This is a genomic window from Shinella sp. WSC3-e, from assembly GCF_945994535.1.
Lineage (GTDB): Bacteria > Pseudomonadota > Alphaproteobacteria > Rhizobiales > Rhizobiaceae > Shinella > Shinella yambaruensis.
Window position 1 is genome coordinate 1,153,965 of sequence record NZ_OZ000530.1, and the last position, 12,922, is coordinate 1,166,886.

At 62.3% G+C, this 12,922-nt stretch carries 11 protein-coding genes; 10 read left to right on the forward strand and 1 reads right to left on the reverse strand.

Going from position 1 to position 12,922, the window contains the following annotated elements; genetic code table 11:
- The first annotated feature begins 112 nt into the window (after positions 1-112).
- Together rpoC and AABF56_RS05825 are read left to right on the forward strand one after the other, a co-directional pair.
- Positions 113-4,324 (forward strand): DNA-directed RNA polymerase subunit beta', encoded by a 4,212-nt coding sequence (gene rpoC, locus AABF56_RS05820; RefSeq protein WP_272805242.1) that lies wholly within the window; start codon positions 113-115, stop codon positions 4,322-4,324.
- 156 nt (positions 4,325-4,480) lie between these two features.
- Positions 4,481-5,530, forward strand: a complete 1,050-nt coding sequence (locus tag AABF56_RS05825; RefSeq protein WP_272805243.1) for a cytochrome-c peroxidase — start codon at positions 4,481-4,483, stop codon at positions 5,528-5,530.
- A 15-nt stretch (positions 5,531-5,545) separates the two neighbouring features.
- Here AABF56_RS05825 and AABF56_RS05830 read toward each other — a convergent pair whose 3' ends face one another.
- Positions 5,546-5,842 carry a transcriptional regulator gene (locus tag AABF56_RS05830; RefSeq protein WP_272805244.1) on the reverse strand — a complete coding sequence of 99 codons (297 nt, stop codon included), beginning with the start codon at positions 5,840-5,842 and terminating at the stop codon, positions 5,546-5,548.
- Positions 5,843-6,385: 543 nt separating this feature from the next.
- Between AABF56_RS05830 and rpsL the strand changes: the two genes are divergently transcribed.
- The 8 genes from rpsL (at position 6,386) to AABF56_RS05870 (ending at position 12,918) form a co-directional block, all read left to right on the forward strand.
- Positions 6,386-6,757, forward strand: coding sequence for a 30S ribosomal protein S12 (rpsL, locus tag AABF56_RS05835; protein WP_003507760.1), 372 nt, complete (start codon positions 6,386-6,388; stop codon positions 6,755-6,757).
- A gap of 55 nt (positions 6,758-6,812) precedes the next feature.
- Complete coding sequence (rpsG, locus tag AABF56_RS05840) at positions 6,813-7,283, forward strand: 30S ribosomal protein S7 (RefSeq protein WP_023516514.1); 471 nt, start codon at positions 6,813-6,815, stop codon at positions 7,281-7,283.
- A 32-nt stretch (positions 7,284-7,315) separates the two neighbouring features.
- Complete coding sequence (gene fusA, locus AABF56_RS05845) at positions 7,316-9,415, forward strand: elongation factor G (protein ID WP_244765692.1); 2,100 nt, start codon at positions 7,316-7,318, stop codon at positions 9,413-9,415.
- Positions 9,416-9,479: 64 nt separating this feature from the next.
- Positions 9,480-10,655, forward strand: coding sequence for an elongation factor Tu (gene tuf / locus AABF56_RS05850; protein ID WP_244765691.1), 1,176 nt, complete (start codon positions 9,480-9,482; stop codon positions 10,653-10,655).
- A gap of 189 nt (positions 10,656-10,844) precedes the next feature.
- A complete protein-coding gene (gene rpsJ / locus AABF56_RS05855; RefSeq protein ID WP_003507767.1) occupies positions 10,845-11,153 on the forward strand; it encodes a 30S ribosomal protein S10 in 309 nt (102 codons plus the stop codon).
- A gap of 158 nt (positions 11,154-11,311) precedes the next feature.
- On the forward strand, positions 11,312-11,995 hold the full coding sequence (rplC, locus tag AABF56_RS05860) for a 50S ribosomal protein L3 (protein ID WP_119258431.1): 684 nt from the start codon (positions 11,312-11,314) through the stop codon (positions 11,993-11,995).
- A 12-nt stretch (positions 11,996-12,007) separates the two neighbouring features.
- Positions 12,008-12,628 (forward strand): 50S ribosomal protein L4, encoded by a 621-nt coding sequence (gene rplD, locus AABF56_RS05865; RefSeq protein ID WP_064329853.1) that lies wholly within the window; start codon positions 12,008-12,010, stop codon positions 12,626-12,628.
- Positions 12,625-12,918, forward strand: coding sequence for a 50S ribosomal protein L23 (locus AABF56_RS05870; protein ID WP_064329854.1), 294 nt, complete (start codon positions 12,625-12,627; stop codon positions 12,916-12,918). Before rplD ends, AABF56_RS05870 begins: the two co-directional genes overlap by 4 nt.
- Positions 12,919-12,922: the final 4 nt, after the last annotated feature.

A 12,922-nucleotide genomic window follows, 5' to 3' on the forward strand; every position in this document is an offset into this window, starting at 1 on the left:
TCCCGCTGCAAGGCGAGGGGCGGCTCATCCGTTTCAGGCAGTCGTGCGGCACCCGGGTATCGCCGCATTTGACTGCTAAGCAGAGGGCCACTGGCCCACGAAGGAGATAGGCATGAACCAAGAGGTCATGAACCTTTTCAACCCGCAGGTGCCTGCGCAGACGTTCGACTCCATCCGCATTTCGATCGCGTCTCCGGAAAAGATCCTGTCCTGGTCGTACGGCGAGATCAAGAAGCCGGAAACCATCAACTACCGCACGTTCAAGCCGGAGCGTGACGGTCTGTTCTGCGCGCGCATCTTCGGGCCGATCAAGGACTACGAGTGCCTGTGCGGCAAGTACAAGCGCATGAAATACAAGGGCATCATCTGCGAAAAGTGCGGCGTCGAAGTCACGCTGTCGCGCGTTCGCCGCGAGCGCATGGGCCATATCGAGCTCGCCGCGCCCGTCGCCCATATCTGGTTCCTGAAGTCGCTGCCGTCCCGCATCGCCACGCTCCTCGACATGACGCTGAAGGATGTCGAGCGCGTTCTCTATTTCGAGAACTACATCGTGACGGAGCCGGGCCTCACCGCGCTCAAGGAAAACCAGCTTCTTTCCGAAGAAGAATACATGATCGCCGTCGATGAATATGGTGAAGACCAGTTCACGGCGATGATCGGCGCCGAGGCCATCTACGAGATGCTCGCCTCGATGAATCTGGAAAAGATCGCCGGCGATCTGCGCTCTGATCTGGCCGACACCACGTCGGACCTGAAGCAGAAGAAGCTGATGAAGCGCCTGAAGATCGTCGAGAACTTCATGGAGAGCGGCAACCGTCCGGAATGGATGATCATGAAGGTCGTTCCGGTGATCCCGCCGGACCTGCGTCCGCTCGTCCCGCTGGACGGTGGCCGTTTCGCGACGTCGGACCTCAACGATCTCTACCGCCGCGTCATCAACCGCAACAACCGTCTGAAGCGCCTCATCGAGCTGCGCGCGCCGGGCATCATCATCCGCAACGAGAAGCGCATGCTTCAGGAATCGGTTGACGCCCTGTTCGACAACGGCCGCCGCGGCCGCGTCATCACCGGCGCCAACAAGCGTCCGCTGAAGTCGCTGTCCGACATGCTCAAGGGCAAGCAGGGCCGCTTCCGCCAGAACCTGCTCGGCAAGCGCGTCGACTATTCCGGCCGTTCGGTCATTGTGACCGGCCCGGAACTGAAGCTGCACCAGTGCGGCCTGCCGAAGAAGATGGCGCTCGAACTCTTCAAGCCGTTCATCTACGCCCGCCTTGACGCCAAGGGCTTCTCCTCGACCGTCAAGCAGGCCAAGAAGCTGGTCGAAAAGGAAAAGCCGGAAGTCTGGGATATCCTCGACGAGGTCATCCGCGAGCATCCGGTTCTCCTCAACCGCGCGCCGACGCTGCACCGCCTGGGCATCCAGGCCTTCGAACCGATCCTGGTCGAAGGCAAGGCGATCCAGCTGCACCCGCTCGTCTGCACGGCCTTCAACGCCGACTTCGACGGAGACCAGATGGCCGTCCACGTCCCGCTCTCGCTGGAAGCCCAGCTGGAAGCGCGCGTGCTCATGATGTCGACGAACAACATCCTGCACCCGGCGAACGGCGCACCGATCATCGTTCCCTCGCAGGACATGGTTCTCGGCCTCTACTATTTGTCGATCATGAACCAGAACGAGCCGGGCGAAGGCATGGCCTTCTCCGACATGGGCGAACTGCACCATGCGCTCGAAAACAAGGTCGTGACGCTGCACGCGAAGATCCGCGGCCGCTACAAGTCGGTCGACGGTGAGGGCAAGCCCTACACCAAGATCTACGAGACGACGCCCGGCCGCATGATCATCGGCGAATTGCTGCCGAAAAACGGCAACATCCCGTTCGATATCTGCAACCAGGAAATGACCAAGAAGAACATCTCCAAGATGATCGACACGGTCTACCGCCACTGCGGCCAGAAGGACACGGTCATCTTCTGCGACCGCATCATGCAGCTCGGCTTCAGCCACGCCTGCCGCGCCGGCATCTCGTTCGGCAAGGACGACATGGTCATTCCGGATACCAAGGCGAAGATCGTCGGCGACACCGAAAATCTCGTCAAGGAATACGAGCAGCAGTACAATGACGGCCTGATCACCCAGGGCGAGAAATACAACAAGGTCGTCGACGCCTGGGGCAAGGCCACCGAGAAGGTCGCGGAAGAGATGATGGCGCGCATCAAGGCCGTCGAATTCGATCCCGAGACCGGCCGCCAGAAGCCGATGAACTCGATCTACATGATGTCGCACTCCGGCGCCCGCGGTTCTCCGAACCAGATGCGCCAGCTGGGCGGCATGCGCGGCCTCATGGCCAAGCCCTCGGGCGAGATCATCGAGACGCCGATCATCTCGAACTTCAAGGAAGGCCTGACCGTGAACGAGTACTTCAACTCGACGCACGGCGCCCGCAAGGGCCTGGCGGACACCGCCCTGAAGACCGCGAACTCCGGCTACCTGACCCGCCGTCTCGTCGACGTCGCGCAGGACTGCATCGTCACGCACACGGATTGCGGCACCGACAAGGGCCTCACCATGACGGCGATCGTCGATGCCGGCCAGGTCGTGGCCTCCATCGGCACCCGCGTCCTCGGCCGTACGGCTCTCGACGACATCGATCATCCGGTCACCGGCGAGCGCATCGTCGATGCCGGCAAGATGATCCTCGAGGCCGACGTCGCCGCGATCGAGAAGGCCGGCATCCAGTCGATCCGCATCCGCTCGGCGCTGACCTGCGAGATCCAGACCGGCGTCTGCGGCGTCTGCTACGGTCGCGACCTTGCACGCGGCACGCCCGTCAACATGGGCGAGGCCGTCGGCGTCATCGCGGCGCAGTCGATCGGCGAGCCGGGCACCCAGCTCACCATGCGTACCTTCCACCTTGGCGGCACGGCGACCGTGGTCGACCAGTCGTTCCTGGAAGCCTCGTATGAAGGCACGGTGCAGATCAAGAACCGCAACATGCTGCGCAATTCCGATGGCGCACTCGTCGCGATGGGCCGCAACATGGCGATCACCATCCTCGACGAGCGCGGCGTGGAACGTTCCTCGCAGCGTGTCGCCTACGGTTCGAAGATCTTCGTCGACGACGGCGACAAGGTGAAGCGCGGCCAGCGTCTCGCCGAATGGGACCCCTACACCCGTCCGATGATGACGGAAGTGGAAGGTACGGTTCACTTCGAGGACGTGGTCGACGGTATCTCGGTCCTGGAATCGACGGACGAATCCACCGGCATCACCAAGCGTTCGGTCATCGACTGGCGCTCGACGCCGCGCGGCTCCGACCTGAAGCCGGCCATCGTCATCAAGGACAAGAACGGCGCCGTCGCCAAGCTGTCGCGCGGTGGCGAAGCCCGCTTCATGCTCTCGGTCGACGCGATCCTCTCGGTCGAGCCGGGCCAGAAGGTCTCCCAGGGTGACGTTCTTGCCCGCTCGCCGCTGGAAAGCGCCAAGACCAAGGACATCACCGGTGGTCTGCCGCGCGTTGCCGAACTGTTCGAGGCCCGTCGTCCGAAGGACCACGCCATCATCGCCGAGATCGATGGTACCGTCCGCTTCGGCCGCGACTACAAGAACAAGCGTCGCGTGACGATCGAGCCGGCGGAAGACGGTGTCGAGCCGGTCGAGTACCTGATCCCGAAGGGCAAGCCCTTCCACCTTCAGGATGGCGACTACATCGAAAAGGGCGACTACATCCTCGACGGCAATCCGGCGCCGCACGACATCCTGGCGATCAAGGGCGTGGAGGCACTTGCTTCCTACCTCGTGAACGAAATCCAGGAAGTCTACCGGTTGCAGGGCGTTGTGATCAACGACAAGCACATCGAGGTGATCGTTCGCCAGATGCTGCAGAAGGTCGAGATCACCGATGCAGGTGACAGCACCTACATCGTCGGCGACAATGTCGACCGGATCGAGCTGGAGGACGTCAACGACGCCCTGATCGAGGAAGGCAAGAAGCCGGCCTCGGGCGAGCCGGTGCTGCTCGGCATCACCAAGGCCTCGCTGCAGACCCCGTCGTTCATCTCGGCCGCCTCGTTCCAGGAGACCACCAAGGTCCTCACGGAAGCGGCGATCGCCGGCAAGACCGACGGCCTGCAGGGCCTCAAGGAAAACGTCATCGTCGGCCGACTCATCCCGGCCGGCACGGGTGGCACCATGACCCAGATCCGCCGCATCGCGACGGCCCGCGACGAGATGATTCTCGACGAGCGCCGCAAGTCGACGGGCGCCGGCGTCGCCACCCCGATGCTGGCGGACCTTGCCGGCGGCGAGGGTGCCGCGGCCGAGTAATCGCTGCCGCTTTTGACGATTGAGAAAGCCGCCCGAAATAATTCGGGCGGCTTTTTGTTTATGCGCAAGGACAGGGCAGGCCGGCTTGATCTGGCGCAAGTGGCCAGATTGGAGCGGTTCTAAAGTCCATTCGTATCCCAACGAATGGAGGTAGCCATGAAATTCCTGCTGGCGACGGTCGCCACATCGGTCATCGCGACCGTGGCCCTTGCCGCCGATCCGGTTCCTGCCGATCTGCGCGCAACGGCCCTCGACATCTTCAAACCCCTGCCATCGACCTATCCGGCGGTCAGCGACAATCCGATCACGCCGGAGAAGATCGACCTCGGCAAGGCGCTGTTCTTCGATCCGCGCCTTTCGGCCTCGGGCGTCTTCTCGTGCAATTCCTGTCACAACCTGGCGACGGGCGGCGACGACAATCTGGAAACCTCGATCGGCCACGGCTGGCAGAAGGGACCGCGCAATTCGCCGACGGCGCTGAATGCCGTCTTCAACGAGGCCCAGTTCTGGGACGGGCGCGCGGAAGACCTGAAGGCGCAGGCGAAGGGGCCGATCCAGGCGGGCGTCGAGATGGCGAACACGCCCAACCAGGTCGTCGCGACACTGAAGTCGATGCCGAAATATGTCGAGTGGTTCACGGCCGCCTTCCCGGGCGAGGCCGACCCGGTGACCTTCGACAACATGGCCAAGGCGATCGAGGCCTTCGAGGCGACCCTGATCACGCCGGCCGCCTTCGACGCCTATCTCAACGGCGACGATGGCGCGATGACGGTGGAGCAGAAGGAGGGCCTTGCGCTCTTCATGGACAAGGGCTGCGCGTCGTGTCACAGCGGCATCAATCTCGGCGGCAACGGCTATTACCCGTTCGGCCTCATCGAGAAGCCGGGCGCCGAAGTCCTGCCGGAAAACGACAAGGGGCGCTTCGCCGTGACGGCCACGGCGGACGATTCCTACGTCTTCCGCGCCGCGCCGCTGCGCAACGTCACGCTGACGGCGCCGTATTTCCACTCGGGCAAGGTCTGGAACCTGAAGCAGGCCGTCGCGATCATGGGCACCTCGCAGCTCGGCGAGGACCTGGCGGAGGCCGACGTGGACCGGATCGTCGCCTTCCTCGGCACGCTGGAAGGCCGGATGCCGGAGGTGGTCTATCCGGTGCTGCCGGCAGAGACGGATGACACGCCTCTGCCGAGCGGCGAAATCAAGTAAGGAAGGGGGCGGTCATCAGGCAAACCGGATGATCGCCACTTCTCCTTCGAGTGCGCCCTGATAGGCGGAGGCGTGCGGCTCGTCCTCCGGCGCGCCGGTCAGCGTCCCGATCTGGTCGAGGTCGGCTTCGAGGAAGCCTTCCTCCGAAAGCGCGTTCAGCGCCTCGCGCACGGCGCTGTCGTCGTCCGGCGCACGCAGCATGACGTGGATGTCGATGCCCTCGTCGCCCTCGCGCTCATAGGCCTTGCCGATGATGATGAAGACCATCGGCTCGTCGAGCGTGTTGTTGTCGTTGTCGGCATTGGACGCCATGGCGGATTCCTTTCGGGTCGGTGATGCCGGTTCTATAAAGGGTAGGGCGGCAAGGCCCAAATGCAAAATCGGCGGGCGCACCAAAAGGTGATTCCCGGATGCGTCCGCCGTACGCCGTTCCTGCCGTTGATTCCGTCTTCACGCTTCTTTAATGTTCTCCGGCGATGGCTGGGGAGCCGGCCTGCACCCTGAAAGGGGCAGGGGAGAGTGCCGAAAGCCCTGCTTTTCAGGCAGGACAGCCATTCCGCTTCGGGATTCTTTCGCCCCGCCCCTTGACCTTTTGCCCTTAACTCAGTAGACCGCACGCCATCAGAGCCTATGTGAGGCTGGCTGGTTCGGAACGACTCGTTCTGAAGTTCGCCTCAAACAGGGCTCGACGCACGTTGAGAACATGAATGCTGCACGCATGACGCTGGACTGGCGTCCTCTGCCTATGGAGGTCATCCGCAAAAGCGGATTGGCCTTTTATTGCGCATGAACACGCGTGTGGCCATGTATCCGCCCGCAAGGGTAAACGAGACTAGATTTGCAAGGGATGGTTCTATGCCTACCGTAAACCAGTTGATCCGCAAGCCGCGCCAGGCGCAGGTAAAGCGCAACAAGGTTCCTGCCCTGCAGGAAAACCCCCAGAAGCGCGGCGTTTGCACCCGCGTCTACACGACGACCCCGAAGAAGCCTAACTCGGCTCTGCGTAAGGTCGCCAAGATCCGCCTGACCAATGGCTTCGAAGTCATCGGCTACATCCCGGGCGAAGGCCACAACCTGCAGGAACACTCCGTCGTCATGATCCGTGGCGGCCGCGTGAAGGACCTTCCGGGTGTGCGTTACCACATCATCCGCGGCGTTCTCGACACCCAGGGCGTCAAGAACCGCAAGCAGCGCCGCTCCAAGTATGGCGCGAAGCGTCCGAAATAATACAGTAACCGGCGCCATTTCGCTGGTCGGAACCATTTGAAGAAAGACGAAAAGTATGTCCCGTCGCCATAGAGCAGAAAAGCGCGAGATCAACCCGGACCCGAAGTTCGGCGATCTCGTCGTCACCAAGTTCATGAACGCCATCATGCTGGACGGCAAGAAGTCCGTCGCCGAAACGATCGTTTACGGCGCCTTCGATGTCGTTCAGGGCAAGGCAAAGGCCGATCCGCTCGGCGTGTTCCATTCGGCTCTCGATAACGTTGCGCCGCACGTCGAAGTGCGCTCGCGCCGCGTTGGTGGTGCGACGTACCAGGTTCCGGTCGACGTTCGTCCGGAGCGTCGTCAGGCTCTGGCCATCCGCTGGCTGATCGCCGCTGCCCGCAAGCGTAACGAAACGACCATGGTCGAGCGCCTTTCCGGCGAACTCATGGACGCAGCGAACAACCGCGGCAGCGCCGTCAAGAAGCGCGAAGACACGCACAAGATGGCCGACGCCAACCGTGCATTCTCGCACTACCGCTGGTAACCGAAACTAGACGTCTCGAAAGGAGTCCGTTAATGGCTCGCGAATACAAAATCGAAGACTACCGAAATTTCGGTATCATGGCGCATATCGACGCCGGCAAGACGACGACGACCGAGCGCATTCTCTACTACACCGGCAAGTCCCACAAGATCGGCGAAGTCCATGACGGCGCCGCCACGATGGACTGGATGGAGCAGGAGCAGGAACGCGGCATCACGATCACGTCGGCCGCCACCACGACCTTCTGGAAGGGCCGTGACGGCAAGACCCGCCGCTTCAACATCATCGACACCCCCGGCCACGTCGACTTCACCATCGAAGTCGAGCGTTCGCTGCGCGTTCTCGACGGTGCGATCGCCCTTCTCGACGCCAATGCCGGCGTGGAGCCGCAGACGGAAACCGTCTGGCGTCAGGCCGAGAAGTACAACGTTCCGCGCATGATCTTCTGCAACAAGATGGACAAGACCGGCGCGGACTTCTACCGCTCCGTCTCCATGATCAAGTCGCGTCTCGGTGCGACCGCCGTCGTCATGCAGCTGCCGATCGGCGCTGAAAGCGAGTTCAAGGGCGTCGTCGACCTCATCGAGATGAACGCTCTCGTCTGGCGCGATGAATCGCTCGGCGCCCAGTGGGACGTCGTCGAGATCCCGGAAGACATGAAGGAAAAGGCCGAGGAGTACCGCGAGAAGCTCATCGAGACCGTCGTCGAGATCGACGAGGCCGCGATGGAAGCCTATCTCGAAGGCAACTACCCGGACAACGACAAGATCCGCGAACTCGTTCGCCGCGGCACCATCGACGTGAAGTTCCACCCGATGTTCTGCGGTACCGCGTTCAAGAACAAGGGCGTCCAGCCGCTCCTCGACGCCGTCGTCGACTACCTGCCGTCGCCGGCCGACATCCCGGCGATCAAGGGCATCGACGTCAAGACGGAAGCCGAGATCGAGCGTCACGCAGACGACAACGAGCCGCTCTCCATGCTCGCGTTCAAGATCATGAACGACCCCTTCGTCGGTTCGCTCACCTTCGCCCGCATCTATTCCGGCAAGCTCGAAAAGGGCACGTCGGTCATGAACACGGTCAAGGAAAAGCGCGAGCGCGTCGGCCGCATGCTGCAGATGCACTCCAACTCGCGTGAAGACATCGAAGAAGCCTTCGCGGGCGACATCGTCGCTCTCGCCGGCCTCAAGGACACGACGACGGGCGACACGCTCTGCGATCCGCTGAAGCCGGTCATCCTCGAGCGCATGGAATTCCCCGAGCCGGTCATCCAGATCGCGATCGAGCCGAAGACCAAGAACGACCAGGAAAAGATGGGCCTCGCGCTCAACCGCCTGGCCGCCGAAGACCCGTCCTTCCGCGTCAAGACCGACGAAGAGTCCGGCCAGACGATCATCGCGGGCATGGGTGAACTTCACCTCGACATCATCGTCGACCGCATGCGTCGCGAGTTCAAGGTCGAAGCCAATGTCGGCGCTCCGCAGGTCGCCTACCGTGAGACGATCACGCGCAAGACCGAGAAGGACTACACGCACAAGAAGCAGACCGGTGGTACCGGCCAGTTCGCCCGCGTGAAGCTCGTGTTCGAACCGAACCCGGAAGGCGAAGATTTCGCATTCGAATCCAAGATCGTCGGCGGTGCTGTTCCGAAGGAATACATCCCGGGCGTCCAGAAGGGTATCGAAAGTGTCCTGTCCTCGGGTCCGCTCGCAGGCTTCCCGATGCTCGGCGTCAAGGCGACGCTCATCGATGGCGCCTTCCACGACGTCGACTCCTCGGTCCTCGCCTTCGAAATCGCATCGCGCGCCTGCTTCCGTGAAGCATCCCGCGAAGCCGGCGCCCAGCTGCTGGAGCCGATGATGAAGGTCGAGGTCGTGACGCCGGAAGACTATGTCGGCGACGTCATCGGCGACCTGAACTCCCGTCGCGGCCAGATCCAGGGCCAGGAATCGCGCGGCGTCGCCGTCGTGATCTCCGCCAACGTGCCGCTGGCCAACATGTTCAAGTACGTGGACAACCTGCGCTCCATGTCGCAGGGCCGCGCCCAGTACTCGATGGTCTTCGACCACTATGCGCCGGTTCCCTCGAACGTCGCGCAGGAAATCCAGGCAAAGTACTCCGGTCAGAAGTGACCGGGGTACGCCCCAACTCATTGTATGAATTTCCCCTATCGGGATCAGGAACGGAGAGCCGGAAATGGCAAAAGGTAAGTTTGAGCGCAACAAGCCTCACGTAAACATCGGCACGATCGGCCACGTTGACCATGGCAAGACGTCGCTGACGGCGGCGATCACGAAGTATTTCGGCGAGTTCAAGGCGTATGACCAGATCGACGCCGCTCCGGAAGAGAAGGCCCGCGGCATCACCATCTCGACGGCACACGTCGAATACGAGACGCCGAACCGTCACTACGCGCATGTCGACTGCCCCGGCCACGCCGACTACGTGAAGAACATGATCACCGGTGCTGCCCAGATGGACGGCGCGATCCTGGTCTGCTCGGCTGCCGACGGCCCGATGCCGCAGACCCGCGAGCACATCCTGCTGGCCCGCCAGGTCGGCGTTCCGGCGATCGTGGTGTTCCTCAACAAGGTCGACCAGGTCGACGACGCCGAGCTTCTCGAGCTCGTCGAGCTGGAAGTGCGCGAGCTTCTGTCGTCCTACGACTTCCCGGGCGACGACATTCCGATCGTCAAGGGCTCGGCTCTGGCTGCTCTCGAAGATTCGGACAAGAAGATCGGCGAAGACGCGATCCGCGAGCTGATGGCCCAGGTCGACGCCTACATCCCGACGCCGGAGCGTCCGATCGACCAGCCGTTCCTGATGCCGATCGAAGACGTGTTCTCGATCTCGGGCCGCGGCACGGTCGTGACGGGTCGCGTCGAGCGCGGCATCGTGAAGGTCGGTGAGGAAATCGAGATCGTCGGCATCCGCCCGACGACGAAGACGACCTGCACGGGCGTCGAGATGTTCCGCAAGCTGCTCGACCAGGGCCAGGCGGGCGACAACATCGGTGCGCTGCTGCGCGGTGTGAACCGTGACGGCGTCGAGCGCGGCCAGATCCTGTGCAAGCCGGGTTCGGTCAAGCCGCACAAGAAGTTCAAGGCTGAAGCCTACATCCTGACGAAGGAAGAAGGCGGCCGTCATACGCCGTTCTTCACGAACTACCGTCCGCAGTTCTACTTCCGCACGACGGACGTGACGGGCATCGTGACGCTGCCGGAAGGCACGGAAATGGTGATGCCGGGCGACAACGTGACGGTCGACGTCGAGCTGATCGTTCCGATCGCGATGGAAGAGAAGCTGCGCTTCGCGATCCGCGAAGGCGGCCGCACCGTCGGCGCCGGCATCGTCGCATCGATCGTCGAGTAAGTCTGAAGGCGTCAAGCCGCTGAAATAGGAAGGGCAGGGGACAACCCTGCCCCTCCGGTCTTTGAAAATTTAGCGGACTGGCCTTTCGGCAATTGTGTTTTCGTGTGCGTTCCTTTATGGGAACCGCCAGAATCAAAAACGCGCATTTCCCAAGAGAATCGCGCGGCTAACGAACTAAGGAATAGTCGTATGAACGGCCAGAACATCCGCATCCGCCTCAAGGCGTTTGACCACCGGATCCTTGATGCCTCCACGCGCGAGATCGTGTCGACGGCAAAGCGCACCGGCGCAAGCGTCCGCGGCCCCGTTCCGCTCCCGACCCGTATTGAAAAGTTCACCGTCAACCGTTCGCCCCACGTGGACAAGAAGAGCCGTGAACAGTTCGAGATGCGCACGCACAAGCGCCTGCTCGACATCGTAGATCCGACGCCCCAGACGGTCGATGCTCTCATGAAGCTCGATCTTGCGGCCGGTGTAGACGTAGAGATCAAACTCTAAGTCCGGCGTAAGCCGAAATAACAAGGAAGGTACGTGGCGCAAGCCGACGTCTTCTGAAAACGGGAAACCCGACGGCCGAAAGGCTGAAGTGGAATCCTTAAACCAAGAGGCATGACGGGACGTCACGATCCCGCCAGGACTTCTAAGAGGATTGAACCATGCGTTCAGGTGTGATTGCACAGAAAGTAGGGATGACTCGCGTCTATAACGACGCAGGTGAGCACATCCCGGTAACAGTATTGCGACTGGATAACGTCCAGGTCGTTGCCCAGCGTACGCAGGACAAGAACGGCTACACGGCCGTCCAGCTCGGCGCCGGCTCTTCCAAGGTGAAGAACACGGCAAAGGCACTGCGCGGCCAGTTCGCCGCCGCAAGCGTCGAGCCGAAGGCCAAGCTCGTCGAGTTCCGCGTTTCGGAAGACAACCTCATCGAGATCGGTGCGGAGCTGACCGCAAGCCATTTCGTCGCGGGCCAGCTCGTCGACGTCACCGGCACCACGATCGGTAAGGGTTTCGCCGGTGCCATGAAGCGCCACAACTTCGGCGGCCTTCGTGCAACGCACGGCGTGTCCGTCTCGCACCGTTCGCACGGTTCGACGGGTAACAACCAGGACCCGGGCAAGGTCTGGAAGGGCAAGCGCATGGCCGGCCACATGGGCCAGACGCGCGTCACCACCCAGAACCTCGAAGTCGTCTCCACCGACGAAGAACGCGGTCTCATCCTCGTCAAGGGCGCAGTCCCGGGCTCCAAGGGCGCCTGGATCGTTGTCCGTGACGCCGTCAAGTCCGGCACCCCGGCAGACGCTCCGCGTCCGGCCGCCGTGCGCGCCGCAGCCAAGTAAGGGAGCCTGATCATGGATCTCAAAGTCACGACCCTCGACGGGAAGGACGCCGGCAAGGTCTCCCTCTCCGACGCGATCTTCGGCCTGGAGCCGCGCGAAGACATCATCGCCCGCGTCATCCGCTGGCAGCTCGCCAAGAAGCAGCAGGGCACGCACCAGTCGCTGACCCGCGGTGAAGTTTCCCGCACCGGCGCCAAAATGTACAAGCAGAAGGGTACGGGCCGCGCTCGTCACCATTCCGCGCGCGCTCCGCAGTTCCGCGGCGGTGCCAAGGCTCACGGCCCGGTATCCCGCAGCCACGCCCACGACCTGCCCAAGCAGGTTCGCGCGCTCGGCCTGCGTCACGCCCTCTCGGCCAAGATCAAGGCTGACGACGTCATCATCGTCGACGACCTCGTCGCCGCGGAAGCAAAGACGAAGGCCCTGGCCGGCGCATTCGCTTCGCTCGGCCTCACCAATGCCCTCTTCATCGGCGGCGCTGAACTTGACGGCAACTTCAAGCTCGCAGCACGCAACATCCCGAACGTGGATGTTCTTCCGATCCAGGGTATCAATGTTTACGACATCCTGCGCCGCGGCAAGCTCGTGCTCTCCAAGGCTGCTGTAGAAGCCCTCGAGGAGCGGTTCAAATGACGGATCTTCGCCACTACGATGTGATCGTATCCCCCTCGATCACCGAAAAGTCGACGCTGGTCTCCGAAAACAACCAGATCGTCTTCAACGTTGCCAAGCGCGCTTCCAAGCCTGAGATCAAGGCTGCGGTCGAAGCACTCTTCGGCGTCAAGGTCACGGCTGTGAACACGCTCGTCCGCAAGGGCAAGATCAAGCGTTTCCGCGGCTTCTCCGGCCGGCAGGGAGATGTCAAGAAGGCTATCGTCACGCTTGCTGACGGTCAGTCCATCGACGTCTCCACCGGGCTCTAATCGG

Coding starts and splice junctions, on each gene's coding strand:
- rpoC (WP_272805242.1), top strand. CDS start 113: ATGAACCAAGAGGTCATGAACCTTTTCAACCCGCAGGTGCCTGCGCAG.
- AABF56_RS05825 (WP_272805243.1), top strand. CDS start 4,481: ATGAAATTCCTGCTGGCGACGGTCGCCACATCGGTCATCGCGACCGTG.
- AABF56_RS05830 (WP_272805244.1), bottom strand. CDS start 5,842: ATGGCGTCCAATGCCGACAACGACAACAACACGCTCGACGAGCCGATG.
- rpsL (WP_003507760.1), top strand. CDS start 6,386: ATGCCTACCGTAAACCAGTTGATCCGCAAGCCGCGCCAGGCGCAGGTA.
- rpsG (WP_023516514.1), top strand. CDS start 6,813: ATGTCCCGTCGCCATAGAGCAGAAAAGCGCGAGATCAACCCGGACCCG.
- fusA (WP_244765692.1), top strand. CDS start 7,316: ATGGCTCGCGAATACAAAATCGAAGACTACCGAAATTTCGGTATCATG.
- tuf (WP_244765691.1), top strand. CDS start 9,480: ATGGCAAAAGGTAAGTTTGAGCGCAACAAGCCTCACGTAAACATCGGC.
- rpsJ (WP_003507767.1), top strand. CDS start 10,845: ATGAACGGCCAGAACATCCGCATCCGCCTCAAGGCGTTTGACCACCGG.
- rplC (WP_119258431.1), top strand. CDS start 11,312: ATGCGTTCAGGTGTGATTGCACAGAAAGTAGGGATGACTCGCGTCTAT.
- rplD (WP_064329853.1), top strand. CDS start 12,008: ATGGATCTCAAAGTCACGACCCTCGACGGGAAGGACGCCGGCAAGGTC.
- AABF56_RS05870 (WP_064329854.1), top strand. CDS start 12,625: ATGACGGATCTTCGCCACTACGATGTGATCGTATCCCCCTCGATCACC.